General features: G+C 73.2%; 4 protein-coding genes. 2 read left to right on the top strand and 2 right to left on the bottom strand.

The genetic code is table 11. From position 1 onward, the window contains the following. Window positions 1-292: hypothetical protein (locus tag E1293_RS48385; protein WP_207939551.1), on the top strand; the 292-nt coding region annotated here is incomplete at its 5' end. Between the two features lie 142 nt (window positions 293-434). Here the strand turns inward: E1293_RS48385 and E1293_RS46650 are convergent. Then, window positions 435-887 carry an acyl-CoA thioesterase gene (locus E1293_RS46650; protein WP_165978726.1) on the bottom strand — a complete coding sequence of 151 codons (453 nt, stop codon included), beginning with the start codon at window positions 885-887 and terminating at the stop codon, window positions 435-437. A gap of 63 nt (window positions 888-950) precedes the next feature. Further along, entirely contained in the window at window positions 951-1,679 is a 729-nt protein-coding gene (locus E1293_RS46645; RefSeq protein WP_132206518.1) for an SDR family NAD(P)-dependent oxidoreductase, read from the bottom strand. A gap of 82 nt (window positions 1,680-1,761) precedes the next feature. On the opposite strand from E1293_RS46645, the gene E1293_RS46640 reads away from it, so the two are divergent. Continuing rightward, window positions 1,762-2,046: cupin domain-containing protein (locus E1293_RS46640; protein WP_132206516.1), on the top strand; the 285-nt coding region annotated here is incomplete at its 3' end.

The following is a 2,046-nucleotide window of genomic DNA, read 5'->3' as shown; positions in this document are numbered from 1 at the left end:
GCCCGACCCCGCGCCCCTCCAGACCGGGACGCTCCAGACCGGGGCGCTCCAGACCGTGCCGTCCGAAGCGGGCGGCCTGGCGGGGCTGCGCGGCGCCCTGGAACGCGACCGCTCCGCCCGTCTCGCCGAGATCGGCCGGTGGATCGCCGCCGCGCCCGCCGGGCCCGCCGAACTGCACGAGGAGGACCGCTACCTCGACCTGCGGCTGTCCACCGTCACCGCCCCGCACCTGGCCGGGCAGATCGTCACGGGCGGCGGCCGCACCGTCTACGCCTCCCTGTTCGCCCGCTGACACCCCGGGGCCGCCCCGCGAAAAAAGGGGTTGCCCCGGGGGCGGCGCACTCGGTTGAATCAGACCCGCGGGAACTGTGCCGGGCACGTCAGGCGGAAACCCGATTCCAAATCCGGGAGAACGCGCGACGCTCGAGACGTCGTCAAGGCGATGAAGCGCCTGACGAGGCGCCGGCCGCCTGTCCCGCCCCGTCCAGGAAAGGCTCCAGCACCGACCTGACCTCGGGCGGCATCTCCCTCTTGCCCTTGGACGCCGGGTCGATGAACACATGCCGCACCTCGCCGTCGGCGATGAGCCGCCCGCCCACCCGGAACACCGGCCGCACGACCATGCTCGTCGTCCCCAGATGCGCCACCGGCATCGACACGTCCAGCAGCTCGTCGAACCGCGCGCCGTCCCGGTACCGGATCCGCGCCTCCGCCACGACCAGGTCGTAGCCGCCCTCCACCATCTCCCCGTAGTCGCCGACCAGCGCCCGCCACATCTCCGTCAGCGCCACGTCGTAGAAGAACAGGTAGTGGCCGTTGAACACCACGCCCTGCTGGTCGCACTCGCTGTACCGCACCCGCAGCCGGTGCGTGAAAACCTCACCCATACCGGGCATTGTGCCTACCGCGGCGAGCCGTGCCGCCGGCGGGCCCCGGCGGCACGGCCGGTGTCACCGGTCCAGCAGCCCGGCGGGGACGACGCTCTCGTGCCGGTCCCGCGCGGTGTGCATGTCCCACAGGATGCCGGCCAGGTCGGCGGGGTCGGCGGCGGCCATTTCGGACACGGGTTCGCCCTCGGCCAGGCGCCGCTGGTAGTCCTCCTCGAAGGGGGTGCCCAGGATGCGGGCGCCGATGTAGAGCATGCCGACGTAGACGCCCTTCCCGGCGGCCTCGGCGGCGAGCGACTGGAGGTAGTTGCGCTGCGCGGCCAGCACCGTGGGCCAGCCGCTCATGCCCGGCCGGCCCTGGACGGCGGCGGCCCCCTGGGCACTGAGGATCGCGCCGTCGCCCCGCCCGGCCATGGCGGGCAGGAACTCCCCGACCAGCGCCATGAGCGTGTACAGCGTGATCGGCATGCGGTCCTGGAGCAGTTCCGGCGTGAGGTCGACGGCGGGGACGAACGCCAGGTCGGCGGGGGCCGGGCCGTAGTAGAGGGCCGTGGGGTCCCCGACGTGCGCGCGGATCCGCTCGGCGAGCTCCGGGACGTCGCCGGACCGGTCGAGGTCGGCGGTGACCACATGGGCGGTGACGCCCTCGGCCTCAAGGTCGCGGGCGAGCAGGTCCAGCCGCTCCCGGCGGCGGGCGACCAGCACGACGTCGAACCCCTCCTTCCCGTATCGGCGGGCGACCGCCTGGCCCACACCCGGGCCGGTTCCGAACACTGCGATGGACTTCTTCATGCCGTCCACCCAACCGCGCCACCGCCTGGACGATCCATGGGTGAGAATCCGTGAAACCTTTGTGATCGTCTAGGGTGGGCGTGTGGACGTGCTCACCGACCTGCTGCATCGGGCCCGCGCGCAGAACGCCCTGGTCAGGCAGCTGATCCGGCGGCCGCCGTGGGCGATGGAGTACGCCGGCGGGCCGCCGCTCACCGTCGCGGCCACCCTCGGCGGCCACGCCTGGATCCGCCTCGACGACCCGGCCCCCGTGCGCCTCGCCGCCGGCGACATCGCCCTCATCACCGCCCCCGGCGGATACACGATCGCCGACGACCCCGCCACCACGCCCCAGTACATGATCCGCGGCGGACGCAAATACCTTCCC

It is taken from the genome of Actinomadura darangshiensis, from assembly GCF_004349235.1.
Lineage (GTDB): Bacteria > Actinomycetota > Actinomycetes > Streptosporangiales > Streptosporangiaceae > Spirillospora > Spirillospora darangshiensis.
This window is presented reverse-complemented; position numbering and strand designations above follow the sequence as displayed.

Coding starts and splice junctions, on each gene's coding strand:
- E1293_RS46650 (WP_165978726.1), bottom strand. CDS start 887: ATGGGTGAGGTTTTCACGCACCGGCTGCGGGTGCGGTACAGCGAGTGC.
- E1293_RS46645 (WP_132206518.1), bottom strand. CDS start 1,679: ATGAAGAAGTCCATCGCAGTGTTCGGAACCGGCCCGGGTGTGGGCCAG.